General features: G+C 60.5%; 15 protein-coding genes and 1 pseudogene. 14 read left to right on the top strand and 2 right to left on the bottom strand.

What is annotated here, in order from left to right; translation table 11 throughout:
- Positions 1-12: 12 nt before the first annotated feature.
- Complete coding sequence (locus ACEUCR_RS00285; RefSeq protein WP_408787426.1) at positions 13-1,554, bottom strand: MltF family protein; 1,542 nt, start codon at positions 1,552-1,554, stop codon at positions 13-15.
- Between the two features lie 442 nt (positions 1,555-1,996).
- Here ACEUCR_RS00285 and nrfA point away from each other — a divergent pair, with 442 nt between their 5' ends.
- From nrfA to ACEUCR_RS00215, 14 genes and pseudogenes are all read left to right on the top strand, one after another.
- The gene (gene nrfA / locus ACEUCR_RS00280) at positions 1,997-3,454 is read left to right on the top strand and encodes an ammonia-forming nitrite reductase cytochrome c552 subunit (RefSeq protein WP_408787425.1); all 1,458 of its coding nucleotides are present in this window, start codon (positions 1,997-1,999) and stop codon (positions 3,452-3,454) included.
- Positions 3,455-3,491: 37 nt separating this feature from the next.
- Entirely contained in the window at positions 3,492-4,082 is a 591-nt protein-coding gene (gene nrfB / locus ACEUCR_RS00275; protein ID WP_408787424.1) for a cytochrome c nitrite reductase pentaheme subunit, read from the top strand.
- Positions 4,079-4,771, top strand: coding sequence for a cytochrome c nitrite reductase Fe-S protein (nrfC, locus tag ACEUCR_RS00270; RefSeq protein WP_408787423.1), 693 nt, complete (start codon positions 4,079-4,081; stop codon positions 4,769-4,771). Before nrfB ends, nrfC begins: the two co-directional genes overlap by 4 nt.
- A gap of 124 nt (positions 4,772-4,895) precedes the next feature.
- Positions 4,896-5,849 (top strand): cytochrome c nitrite reductase subunit NrfD, encoded by a 954-nt coding sequence (gene nrfD / locus ACEUCR_RS00265; RefSeq protein WP_408787422.1) that lies wholly within the window; start codon positions 4,896-4,898, stop codon positions 5,847-5,849.
- A gap of 306 nt (positions 5,850-6,155) precedes the next feature.
- Positions 6,156-8,117 carry a heme lyase NrfEFG subunit NrfE gene (gene nrfE, locus ACEUCR_RS00260; RefSeq protein ID WP_408787421.1) on the top strand — a complete coding sequence of 654 codons (1,962 nt, stop codon included), beginning with the start codon at positions 6,156-6,158 and terminating at the stop codon, positions 8,115-8,117.
- A complete protein-coding gene (locus ACEUCR_RS00255) occupies positions 8,114-8,713 on the top strand; it encodes a DsbE family thiol:disulfide interchange protein (protein ID WP_408787420.1) in 600 nt (199 codons plus the stop codon). The genes nrfE and ACEUCR_RS00255 overlap by 4 nt, the downstream gene beginning before the upstream one ends.
- Positions 8,710-9,900: a heme lyase NrfEFG subunit NrfF gene (gene nrfF, locus ACEUCR_RS00250; RefSeq protein ID WP_408787419.1), complete on the top strand. Its 1,191-nt coding sequence runs from the start codon at positions 8,710-8,712 to the stop codon at positions 9,898-9,900. Before ACEUCR_RS00255 ends, nrfF begins: the two co-directional genes overlap by 4 nt.
- A 139-nt stretch (positions 9,901-10,039) precedes the next feature.
- Positions 10,040-10,492, top strand: coding sequence for an NUDIX hydrolase (locus ACEUCR_RS00245; protein ID WP_408787418.1), 453 nt, complete (start codon positions 10,040-10,042; stop codon positions 10,490-10,492).
- Positions 10,493-10,918: 426 nt separating this feature from the next.
- Complete coding sequence (ytfQ, locus tag ACEUCR_RS00240) at positions 10,919-11,878, top strand: galactofuranose ABC transporter, galactofuranose-binding protein YtfQ (protein WP_408787417.1); 960 nt, start codon at positions 10,919-10,921, stop codon at positions 11,876-11,878.
- Positions 11,879-11,967: 89 nt separating this feature from the next.
- Positions 11,968-13,476, top strand: a complete 1,509-nt coding sequence (gene ytfR / locus ACEUCR_RS00235; RefSeq protein WP_408787416.1) for a galactofuranose ABC transporter, ATP-binding protein YtfR — start codon at positions 11,968-11,970, stop codon at positions 13,474-13,476.
- A 1-nt stretch (position 13,477) separates the two neighbouring features.
- Positions 13,478-14,497, top strand: coding sequence for a galactofuranose ABC transporter, ATP-binding protein YtfT (ytfT, locus tag ACEUCR_RS00230; RefSeq protein WP_010674605.1), 1,020 nt, complete (start codon positions 13,478-13,480; stop codon positions 14,495-14,497).
- Entirely contained in the window at positions 14,490-15,500 is a 1,011-nt protein-coding gene (gene yjfF, locus ACEUCR_RS00225) for a galactofuranose ABC transporter, permease protein YjfF (protein ID WP_408787415.1), read from the top strand. Before ytfT ends, yjfF begins: the two co-directional genes overlap by 8 nt.
- A 220-nt stretch (positions 15,501-15,720) precedes the next feature.
- Positions 15,721-15,831, top strand: a pseudogene (locus tag ACEUCR_RS00220) (IS5/IS1182 family transposase); the annotation flags it as partial.
- Between the two features lie 485 nt (positions 15,832-16,316).
- Complete coding sequence (locus ACEUCR_RS00215) at positions 16,317-16,817, top strand: DUF1993 domain-containing protein (RefSeq protein ID WP_408787414.1); 501 nt, start codon at positions 16,317-16,319, stop codon at positions 16,815-16,817.
- Positions 16,818-17,014: 197 nt separating this feature from the next.
- On the opposite strand, the gene ACEUCR_RS00210 is transcribed toward ACEUCR_RS00215, so the two are convergent.
- Positions 17,015-17,884 carry a LysR family transcriptional regulator gene (locus tag ACEUCR_RS00210; protein WP_408787413.1) on the bottom strand — a complete coding sequence of 290 codons (870 nt, stop codon included), beginning with the start codon at positions 17,882-17,884 and terminating at the stop codon, positions 17,015-17,017.
- Positions 17,885-18,053: the final 169 nt, after the last annotated feature.

Genomic DNA, 18,053 nt, shown 5'->3' with positions numbered 1-18,053 from the left:
GCTCGTCAAGGGTCAGGGGGCCGCCGGCGCGGGCGCGGCGGTCTCGGTCGGGGTGGCTGATGATGGGGCTGCCTCTTGCTTCAGGGCAGTCATGACCTGCTCCTTGTGGGTGAGCTGCTCCATCACCAGCTTGTAGGCGATGTAGTACTTGTAGATGTTGCCGACATAGGTCACCGTCTCGGCGCCTATCTTTTCCGCCGCTACGTACTCGACGTTGTGGAACCAGACATTGGGATCCAGGCCCTGCTTTTTCGCCTCGGCCCGCAGCCGCGCCACCCGTGCCGGGCCCGCGTTGTAGGAGGCGAAGGAGAAGAGCGCCTTGTCCAGCGCCGTCATGGGTTCGTCGGCATAGTAGTGATCTATCATCCAGCGCATGTATTTGACGCCGCCGTGGATGTTGGGCTCAAGCTGACGGATGTCACCCACCTTCAGCCCCTTGCCGGTGGCAGGCATGATCTGCATGATGCCGATGGCGCCGACGTGACTGCGCGCCTTGTGGTTGAGCGCCGACTCCTGATAGCCCTGGGCCGCCATCAGCAACCAGTCCATGTCATAACGCTCGCCGTACTCGCGAAACAGATCCACCACCTGCAAAAACTTCTTGCGTTCGGCCTCGGCGGCGGCGCTCTTGACGAACTTGTTCTGCTTGAGATAGCGCGCCAGCAGATCGTCGCCGGTCGCCTTGCCACGCAGGGCCTTGATCTGCTCGTTGAGCATGGTCAGCAGTTGCGGGCTCTCCTTGCGCACCGCCCAGGCGATGATGCCCCCCTCCCTGAACACTGGGGTCTCGTGAAGGGTTATCTCGGGAAAGATCTTCTGCCAGAAGCGGGCCTTGTGATCATCCATGACGATAAAGGGCAGCAGACCGGCGTTCACCATCTCCACCAGATCTTCATCTTCCAGCGCCTCGGAGGCGGGCTGAATGTCGATGAGGGGCTCTCCCGCCTCCTTGCGCGCCTGGTTATAGGCGAGCAGGCTCTCGAAATAGCTGGAAGAGGGGCGAACGAAGACGGTCTTGCCCCCCAGATCGGCGGCGCTTTCCACCTTGGGAGAGTGAGGGCCTGAGACCAGCAGTTCGCGCACGTTTTCGAGCAGGGGATCCGTGAACGCCACCCCTTGCTGCCTGCGCTTGTCCGTGATGGTGAGGTTGGCGGCGGCTATGTCCCCCTTGCCGGCAGTGAGGGAGGTGAGCAACGCCTCCCGGGCCACCGGAATGAAGACGAAATGAACCTTGAGATGGCGCTTGATGGCCTTCTCCTTGCGCAGCTGTTCGTTGAGGCGACGCTCCAGCGTCATGAAGGCGTCATAGGTGACGCCCCGCTGCACCCCTTTATGGATGAAGTACCCCGTCTTGTTGTAGCTGGTCAGCACCCTGATGGTGCGCCGCTCCAGCATGGCATCCAGATCTCCCAGCCAGGGCTGAGCCAGCTCCTGGGCACTGAAGGAGAGCGCCTCGCCCTCCTCTTTCTCCGCCTCCACCGCCTCTTCGCCCCAGGCTGAGGCAGAGGCAGAGACAAACAGGCTCAGGGCAAACAATAACCAACAGCGTTTCATCGTGTTTACCTCACTCATTTTATTGAGTGTAGAGCCGCCAGATGTGGCACTTAGCCCATTGCGTTTGATCAATCCAGGGTTGCAGTAACCAGATGATATGACCCGGCCAAAGAGGCAGATCCGGGCAAGACGTCTCTTGGGGATGAGCCCCTGAAAAGGGGCGCTTGCTTTACCAGGGGCGAGCACTTTTTCTTCGAATAGTGGCGTGAGATCTCACTTTTGCCATCTGGCACCAACGGGAATTGATCTAGCGCAAAACCGATCTCGATAAATCATCATTTCCTTTACCCATTATGTAGTATTCCTGCCGAGCAATCGTGGGATCTCATTGATTCCATTCATAACAAGAGTCCGGTTTGCCTGCTCCCGCCACACGCGAAGACTGGTGTCCACGTCATGGATGGCAAGGGTCAGGTTTTGCTACGCATTTAATTGGGGAGCGATGATCGTGAGTTCATGCAAAAAACCAACCTGGCTGGGCCTCGCCGCCCTGCTGATGACAACCCTGCTCTGCGCCCCGGTGCAGGCCGACGAGGCTCAGTCCAAGGGCAAGGAGGCACAGCCCAAGGGAAAAATAGAGACCCGCAGCGAGCTGTTCGCCAAGGATCACGCCGATCAGTTCAGCAGCTGGAAGGCGACCGGCGAGAGTAAGGAGCGCACCGATGCCCTGGCGGAAGATCCGCAGATGGTGGTGCTTTGGGGCGGCTATGCCTTCGCCAAGGACTACAACAAGCCGCGGGGTCACTTCTATGCCCTGACCGACGTGCGGGAAACCCTGCGTACCGGCGCCCCCAAGAGCGCCGAAGACGGTCCGCTGCCCATGGCCTGCTGGAGCTGCAAAGGCCCGGACGTGGCCCGCGTCATCGATGAAAAAGGTGAGGATGGCTACTTCAAGGGGATGTGGGCAAAAGGCGGACCCGAGATCGTCAACACCATCGGCTGCGCCGACTGCCACGACACCGCCTCGAAAGAGTTCAAGGAGGGCAAACCCGCCCTGCACCTCTCCCGTCCCTATGCCGACCGGGCCATGACGGCCATCGGCAAGCCGTTCAAGGAGCAGGGGCGCTTTGATCAGCAGTCTCAGGTGTGCGGCCAGTGCCACGTGGAGTATTACTTCACCGGCCCCACCAAGGCGGTGAAATTCCCTTGGGACAAGGGCACCACAGTGGAGCAGATGGAGCAGTATTACGACGAAATAGGCTTCGCCGACTGGACCCATGCCCTCTCCAGGACCCCCATGCTCAAAGCCCAGCACCCGGAGTACGAAACCTGGCGCGCCGGCATTCACGGCCAGAACAACGTCGCCTGCGTCGACTGCCACATGCCCAAGGTGCAGAACGAGCAGGGCAAGGTCTACACGGATCACAAGGTGGGCAACCCCTTCGATCGTTTCGATCAGACCTGCCGCAACTGCCACACCCAGAGCAAGGAGATGCTGCAAGGCATAGTCCAGCAGCGCAAGGATGCCGTCACCGAAATCAAATTGAAGGTCGAGAAGCAGCTGGTGCACGCCCACTTCGAGGCCAAGGCAGCCTGGGATGCCGGCGCCACCGAGGCCGAAATGAAGGACATTCTGCAGGACATCCGTCACGCCCAGTGGCGCTGGGACTTCTCCATCGCCTCCCACGGGGTGCAGATGCACGCCCCGGAAGTGGCGCTGCGCATGCTGGGGACCGCCCTGGACAAGGCCGCCGATGCCCGCACCAAGCTGGCTCGCCTGCTGGCTACCAAGGGGATCAGCCACGAGATCGCCATTCCTGACATCTCCAGCAAGGAGAAGGCCCAGGCCGCCCTTGGCATGGACATGAAGCAGATGAACAGCGACAAGGCCCAGTTCCTCAAGACCACAGTCCCCGCCTGGGATGCCGAGGCCAAAGCGGCCGGACGGCTCGCACAATGACGAGGCATGCGGGCTCGCAGCCGGATGGAGGCTTCCTATGGGTGATTTAACGATGGATTTCTTACGACTGATGCTGATGGCAGCCATGCTGCTCACCAGCCTGCAGGGCCAGGCCGCCGAGGCGGCAACCGCCCCGGCACCGACGACACATGAAGTGGAATTTCTGCGCAGTGCCGACAAGGCCTGTACCGACTGCCACAAGGAGCAGAGCGAAGGGATGCACGGCAAGCATGGCCAGGCGACCAACCCCAACAACCTGGCGCCTGTCACCTGCACCAACTGCCATGGTCAACCCGCCCCCCAACACAGGGAAGGGGTCAAGGATGTGATGCGCTTTAGCGACAGCTTCAATAACAAACAGAGCACCGGGACCTATCCCATCGCCGAGCAGAACGGGGTCTGCATGAGCTGTCATGAGCCCAAACCGTTGCGCGAGGCGCTCTGGGCCCACGACGTGCACGCCACCAAACTCAGCTGTACCAGCTGCCACCAGCTGCACCTGGCCAAGGAGCCCATGGTGGCGATTCCGGAGAAGTCCCGCATCAAGCTCTGCGTCGACTGCCACAGCAAGCAGCATCAGGCCAAGGCAGGCAACCAGACTGCCAGCCTGGGCAAGGAGGCGCCATGAGCTGCTCTCGCCGTGACTTTATGGCGGGGATGAGCGCGGGGGCCCTCATCATGATGACGGGGGCTGCTCGTGCCAACACCCGCTCCCTTGCCACCACCCTCGCCCACAGCCAGACCATAGACGGGGTCCGCTATGGCATGATCCACGACGAGACGGCCTGCATCGGCTGTACCGCCTGCATGGATGCCTGCCGGGAGGTGAATCAGGTGCCGGAAGGGGTCTCGCGCCTCGAGATCCTCCGCTCCGGCCCCATCGGTGAATTCCCCGACGCCGAGTACCACTTCTTTCGCAAGTCCTGCCAGCACTGCGACAACGCCCCCTGCGTGCACGTCTGCCCCACCGGTGCCTCCCATATCCGCGAGGAGGATGGCATCGTCGACGTCAACCCGGATCTCTGCGTTGGCTGCATGTACTGTCTGGCCGCCTGCCCCTATCAGGTGCGCTTTATCAACCCTGTGACCAAGGTTGCCGACAAGTGCGACTTTTGCCGCAAGACCAACCTGGCGGCGGGCAAGGAGCCGGCGTGCGTGGAATCCTGCCCCACCAAGGCGCTGGTGTTCGGCAATCTGGATGACCCGGACAGCCCCATCGCCAAACGGCTGGTGAAGGAGACCACCTATCGCTACAAGCAGGCACTCGGCACCTCGCCCAAGATGTATCGCGTGCCCAAAGGGGAGATAACGTCATGACCATGCAAGCGGCAGTAACCCAGGGAGGGAATGACCATGTGGCATGACGCATTTCACTTCCCTTCACTTGTCTGGGGATTTGTCCCATCGCCATCTACCGCAGTAACAGAAGGAGGAATGGATCATGTTGCATGACGCATTTCACTTTCCCTCGCTGGTGTGGGACTGGCCGATCGCCATCTATCTCTTTCTGCTCGGCATCTCCGCCGGGGCCACCACCCTCTCTGTGCTGCTGCGCAAGAAGGGAGCCGGCAGCGAGAGCGGCATCATCAAGGCAACCGCCATGCTGGCGCCGGTGAGCGTGGTACTGGGGTTACTCATCCTCATCTTCCACCTGGCCCGCCCCTGGACCTTCTGGAAGCTGATGTTCCACTACCAGTTCGACTCCGTGATGTCCATGGGGGTCATGCTGTTCCAGCTCTACATGGCAGTGCTGTTCGCCTGGCTGGCGGTGGTGTTTCGCTCCGAGATCGAGACATTGCGTCGTCACCTGCTGCAAGAGAAGTTCGCCTTTGTGGATGATCTCATCGCTTGGCTTGCCCGCATCGAGCGCCTGCTGGCACCGCTCCTGCTGCTGCTCGCCGTGCTGCTGGGGGCCTACACCGGCTTTCTGCTGTCGGCGCTCAAGACCTATCCGCTCTTGAACAACCCGGTACTGCCGGTGCTGTTCCTCGTCTCCGGCGTCAGCTCCGGCATCGCCTCCACCATCTTGCTGGCGGTCACCCTGTTCAAGGAGAACCATCACAGCCAGGGGGTGAGCTTTGTCCACCGCTTCGAGCGGCCGGTGCTGGCGGTGGAGGTATTGCTGCTGGTCTGCTTCTTTACCGGCCTCTACTTCGGTGGCGGCCAGAAAGAGGTGGCCATGTGGGCCGCCATCGGCAGCGGCTTCTGGGCTCAGGTGTTCTGGCTCGGAGTGGTGGGCATCGGCATGCTGCTGCCCCAGTTGCTGGCCCTGCTGGCTCCCGCACCGCTGCGGGCCAGGAACGGCTATCTGGTGCTGGTCTGCAGCCTGACCCTGGTGGGGATCCTGCTGCTGCGCTACTTCGTGCTCTATGCCGGCCAGATGACGGTAGTTTAAAAAACCGTTCACGCTCCTGCTGCGAGGCCGTGATCAAGGCTCATGCGCTGCTCGGAATCCTCATGTATTCACATACACTCCGGTTCCTGCGCTGCTCTTTACCTTGCTGACAACCTCTCGCGACGGATCGTGAACCGGTTATTGAAAGCTGGGGACAAGCGCCAGCCGCCCTCGGGTGACTGGCGCTGATTTGTTGCGATGAGTTGTTGCGATTGGTTGTTGCCAGAAATGTAGATGTTATCCCCCAGCGCCGGTACGGTGCAGACGCTGCGGCATAACATAGACAAATGATTGACTGGAGGTTGTGTGCTGGCGGAGCTCGGCTATCTCTCACTGTTGCTGGCGACCGGGCTCTCCCTGCTGCAAGGGCTGCTGCCCTGGCTGGGGCTGCGGCTCGCCTCACGCCCGCTGCTGGGCTGCGCAAAGCCGCTGGCCCTCCTGGTAGCGCTCCTGCTCGGGGCCGCCCTGCTGCTGCTCGCCAGCTGTTTTGGCCTCGATGACTTTACCCTGGTCTATGTGGCCCAGCACGCCAACAGCGCCCTGCCTCTTGGCTTCAAGCTGGCGGCCGTGTGGGGCGGCCACGAGGGTTCCATGCTCTTCTTTGTCTTTGCGCTGGGGCTGTGGGGCGCCCTGGTGGCCCTTTGCTCCAGGCGGGTCGATCCGCTTATTACAACCCGGGTATTGGCCATCATGGGGCTGATCGTCGGGCTGTTCGGCCTCTATACCCTGATCTTCTCCAGCCCCTTTGACCGCCAGTTCCCGGGGCCGCTGGAGGGGCGCGATCTCAACCCCATGCTGCAGGATATCGGCCTCATCATCCACCCGCCCCTGCTCTATCTCGGCTATGTCGGCTTTGCGGTCAACTTCGCCTTCGCCATGGCGGCGCTGCATTCGGGCCGGCTCGATGGCGCCGTGGCCCACTGGAGCCGCCCCTGGGCACTCGGCTCCTGGGTGTTTCTCACCGCCGGCATAGTGCTGGGCTCCTGGTGGGCCTATTACGAGCTCGGCTGGGGCGGCTGGTGGTTTTGGGATCCGGTGGAAAATGCCTCCCTCTTGCCCTGGCTGCTCGGCACCGCCCTGCTGCACGCTCTGGTGGTGTGCGAGAAGCGCGGCGCCTACGGCCACGGCGTGCTGCTGCTCTCCATCTTTACCTTTGCCTTGAGCCTGCTCGGCACCTTCGTGGTGCGCTCCGGGGTGCTCACCTCGGTGCACGCTTTCGCGGTGGACCCCAGCCGCGGTCTCACCCTCTTGCTGCTGCTCGGCTTGCTATTGACCTGCGCACTCACCCTGTTTGCCCTGCGGGCGGACATTCGCGCCCCCTATGCCCGCTTTGGCTTGCTGTCAAAAGAGGGACTGCTCGGCGCCGCCATCCTGCTGCTCAGCGTGGCCTGCGCCAGCGTGCTGCTCGGCACCTTCTACCCCATGGTGTTCCAGTCGCTTCATCTGGGCTCGCTCTCGGTGGGCGCCCCCTATTTCAATACCCTCTTCGTGCCGCTGGCTCTGTGCCTGATGGCGCTGATGACCCAGCTGCCGCGCCTGCGCTGGCAGCATCTGGCAGCCCAGCGCCGCATCAAGGCGCTGCTCCCATGCCTGTTCGGCCTGCTGGGGGGCGGCCTGCTGAGCCTCGCCTATCCCGAGCCGCTGCGGGCAAGCTGGCTGGGGCTTGCGGCCAACGTGCTGAGCCTCTGGCTGATGGCCAGCCTGCTGCTCCCGCTCTTGCAACCGGTCGCCCTGCGCGAGCTCACCCTCAATCGGCTCGGCAGCCTGCTGGCCCACCTCGGGGTGGCGGTGTGCGCCCTCGGCATTGCGCAGGTGAGTCACCACAGTCAGGAGGGGGGCGCCGTACTCGCCGCAGGCCAGCCCTATCGGCTCGGCGCCTTCGAGTTTCGCTACGAGGGGAGCGAGCCCATCATCGGCCCCAACTACACCGCCGAGCGCATCACGCTTAGCGCGCATAAGGACGGTAAAGAGGTGGCGCGGCTGACGCCGGAGCGGCGTCACTACAGCGTGCGCACCATGAACATGAACGAGCCCGGGATCAAATGGGGATTGCTCGGCGATCTCTACGTGGTGCTTGGCGAGAAGATGGGACCCGGCGCCTATGCCATGCGGCTGCACCATAAGCCGCTGGTGCGCTGGATCTGGCTCGGCGGCCTGTTGATGATGGCGGGTGGCGCCCTGCGCCTGCTCGCCCGCCGGCCGCTGCTGGCTAACCATCCTGCGCCAGCGACCGCCCCCTGCCCCCGGCTTGAACAGGAGTCCTTATGAACGCCCGTCTGCGCCTGTTCGTGCCGCTCGTGCTCACCCTGGGGCTCGGTGCCCTGCTCTGGCTCGGCCTTGGCAACAACCCCTACAGCCAGGATGAGGCCATCGCAGGGCGCACCCTGCCTGCCTGGCAGAGTGAGGATCTGTTTGGTGGCGCCCCCATCCACACCGCGGCGCTCAAGGGGGAGCCCTTCGTGCTCAACGTCTGGGCCAGCTGGTGCCCCAACTGCCGCGCCGAACATCCGCTGCTGGGTGAGCTGGCCAGCACCGTGCCCCTCTATGGCCTCAACTACCGGGACAAGGGAGATGCCGCCCGCGCCTGGCTTGCCCAGGCGGGCAACCCCTATCGCGCCGTGCTGGCCGACCCCGACGGCCGACTCGCGCTGGAGCTCGGCGTCTACGGCACGCCGGAGACCTATCTCTTCGCCGGCGACGGCACCCTGCTGACCCGTCATACCGGCCTGCTCACCCGGGAAGTCTGGCAACGCCAGTTTGCCCCCCTGCTTGCAAAGGCCCGCAGCAACACTGCCGGCCAGCCCGAAGTGGAAAGAAAAGTGGAGAGAGAAGTAAAGAGACAAGTGCAGGAGAGCAAGCCATGAGCCGTCTCGGCCACGCCCTGATCGCGCCACTCTTGCTGGCCTTGAGCCTCGGGGCCCTTGCCAGCGGGGTCGACACCTATGAGTTTCGCCACCCCGAGCGGCAGGCCCGCGCTCAGGAGCTGGCCCGCGCCCTGCGCTGCCCACAGTGCCAGAACCAGAACCTGGTGGAGTCCAACTCCCCCATCGCCAGGGATCTGCGCCTCGAGGTCTACCGCTGGGTGGACGAGGGACAGTCTGATGAGCAGGTGATCGCCCGCATGACGGCGCGCTTCGGTGACTTCGTGCGCTACGATCCCCCCTTCAAGGGCAGCACAATACTGCTGTGGGGCGGCCCCGCCCTCTTGCTGTTGCTGGCGCTCAATCGCCTGCGCAGGAGCCTGCATCGCCGGCAACCGGCTCGGGCGCCGCTTGTCGGCGACAGAGCCGAGGGAACGCTTGCCCACGACCCCAGGGCCGAGCTGAACCTCCTCATCATGGCCGAGCAGCAGGCGGGGCTTGCCCCCAACAGCCGTCTCTACCGGGAGCTGGAGCTGGCCCGCCTCGCCAACGCCACCCCAACCGCCGAGCAGGCCCTGCGCGACCGGCTGATAAGAGATAGCACCGCCCATCCGCAGCTTAGGTTTCGGCCATGGATACTAGTTGGGGCCCTGCTGCTGGCGCTGATGGCCGGCATTTATGCCGGCACTGGCCGCTATCAGGCGTGGCAGGATTATCAGTCGCGCCCCGATCCGCTGGCGGGATTGAGCCCGCGGGATCTGCAGGACAAGGAGCTGGGCGCCCTGCACCAGCGCCTGCAAGCCAACCCGGCGGATCTCGAGGCCTGGGCGGCGCTCGGCCAGTTGTATCTCTATCGGGACGAGTACACCAACGCCCTGCTCGCCTACCAGCGCCTCGCCCTGCTGGAGGGCGGCGCCAGCGCCGCGACTCAGGCCGCCCAGGCCACCGTGCTCTACTACCAGGCGGGCCAGCAGCTGACCCCGGAGGCGCAGCGCCTGCTGGCTAGTGCGCTCAAGCAGGACAAGGGCGAGGTGAGCGCCCTGATGCTGCTCGCCTCCGATCACTTCCTGCACGGCCGCTACTCCCGGGCCATCGCCCTGTGGCAGCAGTTGCTGGACGAGGAGCGCCCCCGCATCAACCGGGCCGCGCTGATCGAGGCAATTCAGACCGCCCGCATGATGGGAGGCTGACCGCACGCGTGACAGGGGCTGAATGCCCCTGTCACGTTTGTGGCCCGCACCGGTGGTATCGGCAAGGAAAATACTTGCCAGCCTCCCGTCGGCGGCCGAACAATAGGCGTCCATTGAACCTGTTTTTGGAGCCTCTCCCATGATCCCCATTCGCTGTAAAACCGTCTCTGGTGTCGCCCTCTCAACGATTGATGGTGAAACAAAGCTGCTGGTGATGAAACGGGTCAAGGGCGGTTTCTGGTGCCATGTGGCGGGCACGGTCGAGGCGGGTGAAACCGGCTGGCAGACCATAGTGCGCGAGTTTGGCGAGGAGACGGGCATCAAAGTGGCCGAGCTTTATAACGGCCAGTATCTGGAGCAGTTTTACGACGCGACCACGAATACCGTGATGGTGGTGCCAGTGTTCGTGATCTATTGCCCGCCCAATCAAACGGTTACCCTCAATGATGAGCACACCGAGTATCGCTGGTGTTCCCTCACCGAGGCCAAGGGACTGGTGAGCTTCCCCGGCCAGCAGGCGCTCTATGACCATGTCTGGCGCCATTTTGTGCAAGGCCACCCCTCGGCGCTGATGCGGATCCATGTTCCTTGATGCCACCCACCTCCTCCCTGACGCGCCTCATGGTCTAAGGCTGCCCATCGGCGTCCTCCCTGGGCGCTGGGTGGCATCTAGCCAGTTGGGCGGTGCGTCCGGGGGCGAGGGCTCAGGCCCATGGCATTCAGATGATATCGAGCTCAGGGGCACAAGATCAGGGCCCGGCACAGTGCGTCCCCTTCGCCTTCTCGCCCAGCATCATCCTGGCGCGAGCGCCGACATACGAATAAATATGCACTGAAAACACGGTTCAACCCGCCCGACATATGAACTCTTCTGCTGTTTGTATGAAGCATCGTGCTGCTGAAAATTTTCTGTGAGCCACCTCCCGCCGTTTAATTAAAGAGCCTATAACCTTGACCCGTACAATAAAAACCTGACGTGTTCCGGTTTATTTCACCATGCATCACAAAGGAGTGTCATATGTATAAAAAAGTGAAACTGGCGAGCATTATCAGCACCCTTATTCTCTCGGCCACTGCATATTCTGCAGAGATGACCGTGGGCTTCTCGCAAATTGGTTCTGAATCCGGGTGGCGAGCTGCAGAAACATCGGTCGCCAAGAGCGAAGCCCAAAAACGCGGCATCATCCTGAAAATTGCCGATGCCCAGCAGAAACAGGAGAACCAGATCAAGGCCATTCGCTCCTTTATTGCCCAGGGGGTGGATGCCATCTTTATTGCCCCCGTGGTACAGACTGGCTGGGAGCCGGTATTGCAGGAGGCGAAAGAGGCCGAGATCCCGGTCTTCCTGCTGGATCGCAATATCACGGTAAAAGATGACGGTCTCTTCATGACCGGGGTCGCCGCCGACAGCGTCCACGAAGGGGAAGTGGCGGCCCAGTGGCTCATCAAGCAGCAGGATGGCAAACCGTGCAACGTGGTGGAATTGCAGGGCACGGTGGGTGCCAGCGTGGCGCTGGATCGCAAGAAGGGCTTCCTCGACACCGTCGCGGCCGTGCCCACCATCAAGATCATCCGCACCCAGTCCGGCGACTTCACCCGCAGCAAGGGCAAGGAGGTGATGGAGAGCTTCATCAAGGCGGAAAATAGCGGCAAGAATATTTGCGCCGTCTACGCCCATAACGATGACATGGCCATCGGCGCCATCCAGGCCATTAAAGAGGCTGGGCTGAAACCGGGCACGGATATCAAGATCATCTCCATCGATGGCGTGCCGGATATATTCAAGGCGATGATGTCCGGCGAAGCCAATGCCTCGGTGGAATTGACGCCGAATATGGCAGGCCCCGCCTTCGATGCCCTGCTGGCCTATAAGAAAGACGGCACCCTGCCCCCCAAACATATCAAGACGGCGTCTATTCTGTTCGAGCCCGGGAGTGCCGAGGCGCAGCTCGAGCTGAAAAAAGACATGGGTTATTAATGCCGCTCGCCCGCTGAGCCTGCCAGTTGAATAACACGCCATATCGGCTGGGTTGCGATATGGCGTGTTATATCGGAGAGCCAATGTTCATGTCAGAGAACACTCACGATGTCGTATTGAATGCCCGTGGAATATGCAAGGCGTTTCCCGGAGTACGAGCCCTGCACCAAGTGGACTTTTCCCTGCGCCGGGGAGAGATCATGGCGCTGCTCGGCGAGAACGGGGCCGGCAAGTCCACCCTGGTCAAGACCCTCACCGGCGTCTATCAGCGTGATGCGGGCCGTATCGAACTCGATGGCGTCCCCATCTCCCCCACGGACACCGCCCATGCCCAGCGTCTGGGAATAGGCACCGTCTATCAGGAGGTCAACCTGCTGCCGAACATGTCGGTGGCGGACAACCTCTTCATCGGCCATGAGCCCCGCCGTTTCGGCTTCATCGACCGGGGCGCCATGACCCGGCAGGCCAGCGCCATCATGGCCAGCCACGGCTTCGAGATGGATGTCACCCTGCCCCTCGACCACTACTCGGTCGCCATGCAGCAGATCGTGGCCATCGCCCGGGCGGTGTCACTCTCCGCCAGGATCCTGATCCTGGACGAGCCCACCGCCAGCCTGGATGCCAGCGAAGTCCAGATGCTCTTCTCCCTGATGACGCGCCTGCGGGATCAGGGGGTGAGCCTCATCTTCATCACCCATTTTCTCGATCAGGTCTACGCCATCAGCGATCGCATCACGGTGCTGCGCAACGGCGAGCTGGTCGGCACCCGCGACACCCAGGCACTGCCACAACTGGAGCTGGTCAAGATGATGCTGGGACGCGAGCTGGACGACAATGCCCTCAAGCGGGCGGGCAAGACACTGCGCAGCCACCAGCCCATGGTGTCGTTCAGGGACTATGGCAAGCGGGGGGTCATCGCCCCCTTCAGTCTCGACGTCATGCCCGGGGAGATAGTGGGCCTCGCCGGCCTGCTCGGGTCGGGCCGCACCGAAACCGCCGAGCTGATGTTCGGCATAGTGCCAAAGGATTGCGGCGAGTGCCGGGTGCGGGGCAAGCCGGTGACCATCCGCTCTGCACGCCAGGCGGCCGCCAACGGCTTTGGTTTCTGCCCGGAGGATCGCAAGAGCGCCGGCATCATCGCCTCGGCCTCGGTGCGCGAGAACATGGTGTTGGCCCTGCAAGCCCAGCGGGGCTGGTTGCATCCCTTGTCTCGCAAGGAGCAGGACGAGATCACCGCCCGCCTCATCGAGCAGTTGGCCATCAAGACCCCGGGACCGGAGCAGCCCATCCAGTTTCTCTCCGGGGGCAACCAGCAAAAGGTGCTGCTCGCCCGCTGGCTGCTCACCAAACCCCAGTTCCTGATCCTGGACGAGCCTACCCGGGGCATCGACGTGGGGGCCCACGCCGAGATCATCCGCCTCATCGAATCCCTCTGCGCCAACGGGCTGGCCCTGCTGGTCATCTCCTCCGAGCTCGAGGAGCTGGTGGGCTATGCCGATCGGGTGATCGTCCTTCGTGACAGAAAACAGGTGGCAGAGCTTGCGACGGACGCCCTGAGCGTCCCTGCCATCATGAACGCCATTGCATGTGAGGCCTGATATGACGTCATCCATTCTTCCCCTCGCCAAGGGGTCGCGCGCCCGCAGGGAGTGGCCCACGGGCTCGGCCCAGTGCGCCGCCCTGGTGTGCGTGCTGCTCATCAATGCCCTGGTCGCCGACAACTTCTTCGCCATCCACATCCAGGATGGGCGGCTGTTTGGCAGCCTCATCGACATCCTCAACCGCTGTGCCCCGGTGGCCCTGCTCTCCCTCGGCATGACGCTGGTGATCGCCACCGGCGGCATCGACCTGTCGGTGGGAGCCGTCATGGCCATCAGCGGGGCCACCATGGCCAGCCTGGCCACCGGCGGTCACAGCCTGCCAGTCATCTTCGCCGCCGTCATCGGGGTGGGCCTTCTGTGCGGCCTGTGGAACGGCCTGCTGGTGGCGGTGTTCAAGATCCAGCCCATCGTCGCCACCCTGATCCTCATGGTGGCGGGCCGGGGCATCGCCCAGCTCATCACCGAGGGGCAGATCATCACCTTCAACAACGACGCACTCGCCTGGATCGGCAGCGGCTCCCTCTTCTATCTGCCCACCCCGGTCATCATCACCCTGGGCATGGCGCTGCTGCTCTGGCTACTGACCAAGCGCACCGCCCTCGGCCTCTTCATCGAAGCGGTGGGGATCAACATCAAGGCCGCCAAGAACGCCGGGCTCAACACCCCCATGGTGGTGATCGCCACCTACCTGTTGAGCGGCATGATGGCCGCCGTCGCCGGCATGATAGTCGCCGCCGACATCCGGGGTGCCGATGCCAACAACGCCGGGCTCTGGCTCGAGATGGACGCTATTCTGGCGGTGGTGATAGGGGGCACCTCCCTGATGGGGGGGCGCTTCAACCTCGCCCTCTCCCTGATCGGCATACTGATCATCCAGGGGGTGAACACCGGGATCCTGCTCTCCGGCTACCAACCCCAGTGGAACCAGATCGTCAAAGCCCTGGTGGTGCTGGCGGTGCTGGTCATGCAATCACCGGCCCTCAACCACCTCTTCCAGCGAGGGACTCGCCATGTTTAAACGCAACCTCCCCCTGATGGTGACCATCATGGTCTTCGTGCTGGGCTATCTGCTCTGCCTGGCCTCCTTCCCTGCCTTCATGTCCACCCGCATCATCTGCAACATTCTGACGGACAACGCGTTTCTGGGAATTGTGGCGGTGGGCATGACCTTCGTCATCCTCTCGGGGGGCATCGATCTGTCGGTCGGGGCCGTCATCGCCTTCACCGGCGTGCTGCTGGCAACCCTCATCGGGAAGCTGGGCGTCAGCCCCGTGCTGGCCATCCCTCTGGTGCTGGTACTCGGAGCAGGCTTTGGCGCCCTCATGGGCTGGCTCATCGACACCCTGAAGATCCCCGCCTTCATCATCACCCTGGCGGGCATGTTCTTCCTGCGGGGGGCCAGTTTTCTCATCTCCGAGCAGTCCCTGCCCATCGATCACCCCACCTTCACCTACCTGTCGAGCCTGTCGTGGAAGATACCGGGGGGCGGTCGCCTGAGCCTGCTGGCCCTCATCATGCTGGCGGTGGTGGTCTTCGGCATCCTGCTCGCCAACCGCACCCGCTTTGGCAACAACGTTTACGCCATCGGCGGCAACGCCACTTCGGCAGCCCTGATGGGGATCTCGGTGCGCCACACCACCATTCGCATCTACCTGCTCTCCACCACCCTGGCGACCCTGGCAGGCATCGTGTTTGCGCTCTATACCTCGGCGGGCTATCCGCTCGCCGCCGTCGGGGTGGAGCTCGATGCCATCGCCGCCGTGGTCATCGGCGGCACCCTGCTGAGCGGCGGGGTGGGCACCGTCTTCGGCTCCCTGTTCGGGGTGCTGATCCAGGGGTTGATCCAGACCTACATCAACTTCGACGGCACTCTCAGCTCCTGGTGGACCAAGATCATCATCGGCCTGCTGCTGTTTTGCTTCATCGCCCTGCAGCGCCTGCTGATCCTGGTCTCGGAACAGCGCAAGGCCGGCAAGCCCACCCCCTTCAAGCGGCAGGTTGCCGTCGCCCCCCTTGAGTGAAACCGTCGCGGGGCCTGCCATGCGCGGGCCCAGTGACATGCCAGCAGGACGCATTGCACCGACCTCAGGTCACGTGGTTCACAACCGCAGACAAGGCGCCGGGGTTACCCAACAACGCCTCAAACAACGGGCATACAGACGATGGCCAGACGCCATGGTGAATCGCCCCTACCATTGCTCACACATGGTTATCGCATCTTTATATTGCAGTCAGCTCGAGTTGTCGCTGCGAACCATGGAAGACTTCATCAACACCTTGTTCCAATTAATGGCGGGGCCTTTGCAATCGCTGGACTATAGCTGTATCAGCACGCGCGCCAAGACCGTCGACAACAATACCCAGATGAGCGAGACCCTGGCAGGTGTGAAGGAAATGAACAAGATGACAGGGCTTGGTCTACCTGCTCGCCAGTTATTGGAATGAGTGTTCACGAAGGGTTGGGGAACAGCTACCCCACGAAGAATTTGATCAACAGCCCTCCGACATTCACTACCATGATGAGCCATTTTTGTTGCGGTAAAATCCACGCTAATTTCCATTATTGAGAATTAGGTTTTTATTATTAGTGCTTCCATTCCATCTTTAGAGGGATAAAATTTATCCATCCGAATTGGAGCGAAATTTAAAAATGAACCTCGTTGTTGCAGCACTATATATTTAGCTATGCGCTACCAGCGATAAGCTGCAACATCCCTTGGTAAAAGAACGAGGGTGGATATACAGGATTCGGTCTCATACCGACTAATTCCATCGGGATCCAAACTATCTAAGAAGAGCTGGGGCGCCATCACATCACCACATACAAAAGGACATTCATGATGTATGCACAAATAATGCAGTTCACAAAAATGCTCCGCAATCTTTCCCTTCTTATCGATAAAGCACAAAAGCATGCTGAGGCGAATGAATTTGAACCAGACGTTCTTTTGAACTCCCGTCTTTCACCAGATATGTTGCCCTTCACGAGTCAGGTGCAGATGGCGTGTGATACTGCGAGACTAGCCACCTCAGTCTTAACCGGCAAACAGGCTCCGGTTTTTGGAGACGCTGAAGAAACGATCCAGGATCTCAAAACTAGCATTGAAAAGACCATCGGATATGTCACATCGATGAAAGAAAACGACTTCTCAGGTTGGGAAGAAAGAATAGTTGCCCCTCCGGGCTGGGCCGGAGCTTTCCTTGGTATAGATTATTTCTACCAACACGCAGTTCCCAACTTTTACTTTCACATGGTGACAGCATACGCGATCCTTCGACACAAAGGTGTTAGGATCGGGAAGATGGATTATATCGGACAACTGCCTTTCCTAAGATAATGAAATAACACTCGCTGTTTCATGATTAACCCAGCTCCGGAAAAGCTATGCTCCGGAGCTTTATCATGACATTCTACCTATGTTCTGCGCTCAGGTATTTCCGAGGTCTTTTGTAAGATGGCAAATATTCTACGTCAAGCCTACTTACAAGTTGTAATGACAGGACCCCTGATAGTTAATCAGGGTTAGCTATAACTTCAGGCCAGCTTTCCAATCCATTCCGTACAAAAATCAATATATGCTCGCACCAGTGCTGAAGGGTGTTTTTGACGAGAGTACACAAGGTGTAGCGGAATTTTTTGAGTAGCTATGCCTGGCAAAAGCTGTATCAGTTCACCGCTTTCTAGCCAGGGTCTGGCCGAAAAATCCAGTAACTGAGCAACCGCCTTACCGTTCAGAGCGTAATGAATTATGGCCTGCAAGTGATTAGTGGAAAAGAAGGGGGTGTATTTAACTTTTTCGGCTCCAGAAGCCCATTCAAAAAAACCATAATTCAGACTCTCCCAGGCAGCGACTGGAAGCTGGGCCATTTCTGTGAGAGTCTCAGGAGTACCGCGATCAGCTAATAATTTAGGACTTGCTACAAACACCGTTTCCAGGTTCATAAGTAATTTGGCTATGACATCATCGCTATGCAGGTCACCAAACCTGAGCGCCACATCAATACTGTCGCCGAACAAATCAACGACCCTTTCGCTGGAATGACAGAACACTGTGATATCAGGGTAACGTTGCTGAAATTCAATCAATAAATCCCACCACAATGAAAAATTTGGTGGGATAGACAGGCGCAATTTCCCCTGCAGTGAATGGGTTGCAGTGACGGACTTATGCGCATCCTCCAGTAACTCCACACCCAGACGGGCCTGTTCAAAGAATTGTTGCCCTTTGTAGGTGGGTTTAACGCCTTGCCGCGAGCGCTCCAGGAGCTGGACTTTCAACTCCTGTTCTAACTCATTAATTTTACGACTTAACGTTGCTATCGGAACTGATATTCTTTCACTTGCGGCGGAAAAACTACCTGCATTCACTACCGCGATGAACAATTTGGTTGCGTTGAAATCCATTTTTCTTTCCATGCTTGGTCATTAAGTTCTTATTTTTGGCCATTCCATTCCATTTTGCAAAGGGTAAAATCTCGGACATAGGCTAGACGAACAAGACACTTTAAAGCGATTAATGGCATCCATCCGCAGTAGCAGACTGTGAGGCCCGGCAATCATGTCGAGAATATGG

This window comes from Aeromonas bivalvium (genome assembly GCF_046078285.1).
Taxonomy (GTDB): Bacteria; Pseudomonadota; Gammaproteobacteria; order Enterobacterales; family Aeromonadaceae; genus Aeromonas; species Aeromonas bivalvium.
This window is presented reverse-complemented; position numbering and strand designations above follow the sequence as displayed.

Bases quoted from the DNA above. Each gene is read 5' to 3' on its own strand.
- ACEUCR_RS00285 (WP_408787426.1), bottom strand. From the start codon at position 1,554: ATGAAACGCTGTTGGTTATTGTTTGCCCTGAGCCTGTTTGTCTCTGCC.
- nrfA (WP_408787425.1), top strand. From the start codon at position 1,997: ATGATCGTGAGTTCATGCAAAAAACCAACCTGGCTGGGCCTCGCCGCC.
- nrfB (WP_408787424.1), top strand. From the start codon at position 3,492: ATGGGTGATTTAACGATGGATTTCTTACGACTGATGCTGATGGCAGCC.
- nrfC (WP_408787423.1), top strand. From the start codon at position 4,079: ATGAGCTGCTCTCGCCGTGACTTTATGGCGGGGATGAGCGCGGGGGCC.
- nrfD (WP_408787422.1), top strand. From the start codon at position 4,896: ATGTTGCATGACGCATTTCACTTTCCCTCGCTGGTGTGGGACTGGCCG.
- ACEUCR_RS00255 (WP_408787420.1), top strand. From the start codon at position 8,114: ATGAACGCCCGTCTGCGCCTGTTCGTGCCGCTCGTGCTCACCCTGGGG.
- nrfF (WP_408787419.1), top strand. From the start codon at position 8,710: ATGAGCCGTCTCGGCCACGCCCTGATCGCGCCACTCTTGCTGGCCTTG.
- ACEUCR_RS00245 (WP_408787418.1), top strand. From the start codon at position 10,040: ATGATCCCCATTCGCTGTAAAACCGTCTCTGGTGTCGCCCTCTCAACG.
- ytfQ (WP_408787417.1), top strand. From the start codon at position 10,919: ATGTATAAAAAAGTGAAACTGGCGAGCATTATCAGCACCCTTATTCTC.
- ytfR (WP_408787416.1), top strand. From the start codon at position 11,968: ATGTCAGAGAACACTCACGATGTCGTATTGAATGCCCGTGGAATATGC.
- ytfT (WP_010674605.1), top strand. From the start codon at position 13,478: ATGACGTCATCCATTCTTCCCCTCGCCAAGGGGTCGCGCGCCCGCAGG.
- yjfF (WP_408787415.1), top strand. From the start codon at position 14,490: ATGTTTAAACGCAACCTCCCCCTGATGGTGACCATCATGGTCTTCGTG.
- ACEUCR_RS00215 (WP_408787414.1), top strand. From the start codon at position 16,317: ATGATGTATGCACAAATAATGCAGTTCACAAAAATGCTCCGCAATCTT.
- ACEUCR_RS00210 (WP_408787413.1), bottom strand. From the start codon at position 17,884: ATGGATTTCAACGCAACCAAATTGTTCATCGCGGTAGTGAATGCAGGT.